This is a genomic window from Nonomuraea maheshkhaliensis, from assembly GCF_039529435.1.
GTDB classification, from domain to species: Bacteria; Actinomycetota; Actinomycetes; order Streptosporangiales; family Streptosporangiaceae; genus Nonomuraea; species Nonomuraea maheshkhaliensis.
This window is the reverse complement of record NZ_BAAAMU010000311.1, coordinates 1-1,285: the sequence shown is the minus strand read 5'-3', so window position 1 is coordinate 1,285 and position 1,285 is coordinate 1. Positions and strand designations below refer to the sequence as shown.

Sequence of the window (1,285 nt, the reverse complement as noted above, 5' to 3'; positions counted from 1 at the left end):
GCCAAGCGGCGAGCGGCCGCCGCGCGCCGGGCCGCGACCAGACGGGCCAGCAGGCCCAAGGTCAGGATCCGGCAGCGGCCCGCCGTCCGCCCGAGCAGCCGCAGGGCGGTCCAGCGCAACACCCCGGCCAAGGCCCGGCGCAACCCGCCGGCCCAGCAGAGCACCGGCCAGTCGCGCGGGCTGTCCGAGGCGCAGAAACGCTCGATCGACGAGCAGTTGGGCCGGGTCCGTCCCACGGGATCCCACCAGGGGACGGCCAGGAGCATGGCCGACGAGATGGCCGACCAGGGCACCGGATGGGGCCCGGCGTCGAAGCCGTACTCGTCGGACACGCCACGCTCGAAGGCGCCGGTGATCATCTGGCGTCTCTGGCAGATCTTCCGCCCGCCGGCGACCCCGTGACCGCCGCCCCCGCCGGGTGATCCGGCGGGGGCCAGACCCAGGAAGCTCCCGTTCCGGCCCTGCCCGGAGCGGGAGCTTCCGCATGCCGGTGATCCGGGCGGCGGCGCGTGACGAAGAGTTTCGCGGCGCTCGGTGCAAGGGGAGGCATGGGATGCGGTTTCGGATGCTGGGGCCGTTACGCGTTCACACCGGTGGCGGCTGGGTCGGCGTGGCCGCCGAGCAGCAGCGGGTGGTGCTGGCCGTGCTGCTGGTCGAGGCCGGGCGGGTGGTGAGCACCGACCAGCTGGTGGACGCGGTCTGGGGCGAACGGCCGCCCCGGACCGCCGCCAACACGATCGCCGCGTACGTCAGCCGCCTGCGCCGGCTCGTGGGCCCCGACGTGCTGGCCGGGCGGCGGCGCGGATACGAGCTGCTCGCCGACGGCGACATCGACGCGGTGCTGTTCGAGGACGGGGTGGCGGGCGGGCGCCGGGGGCTGAAGGGGGGCGCTCGGGCGGGCGCTGGCGCTGTGGCACACCCCCGAACCCGTGCTCGCGGACGTTCCGTCCACCCGGTGGGTGGAGACGCGGACCGCCGAGCTGGAGCAGCTGCGGCTCGGGGCCGTCGAGGACCACGCGGACGCGCGGCTGCGGCTGGGACTGCACGCCGACCTCGTCGAAGAGCTGGACCGGCAGGCACGCGAGCACCCGCTGCGCGAACGGCGGTGGGCCCTGCTCATGACGGCGCTGGCCCGGTGCGGTCGGCGGGCCGAGGCGCTGGACGCCTACCAGCGGGCACGCCGGCTGCTGGGCGCCGAGCTGGGCCTGGAGCCCGGCCGGCGGCTGCGGGAACTGCAGCAGGCGATCTTGGTGAATGACGCGCCCGCGCCGGCCGCCGCCGGAGG

At 76.3% G+C, this 1,285-nt stretch carries 2 protein-coding genes and 1 pseudogene; 2 read left to right on the top strand and 1 reads right to left on the bottom strand.

Translation table 11 applies throughout. The features are described from left to right. A partial coding sequence (locus ABFX54_RS56585) for a hypothetical protein (protein WP_346115609.1) occupies positions 1–359 on the bottom strand: 359 nt, incomplete at its 3' end. 125 nt (positions 360–484) lie between these two features. Between ABFX54_RS56585 and ABFX54_RS57370 the strand changes: the two are divergent. Then, positions 485–721: pseudogene (locus tag ABFX54_RS57370) on the top strand (AfsR/SARP family transcriptional regulator); the annotation flags it as partial. A gap of 208 nt (positions 722–929) precedes the next feature. Further along, on the top strand, positions 930–1,285 hold a 356-nt coding region (locus ABFX54_RS56575), incomplete at its 3' end, for an AfsR/SARP family transcriptional regulator (RefSeq protein ID WP_346115608.1).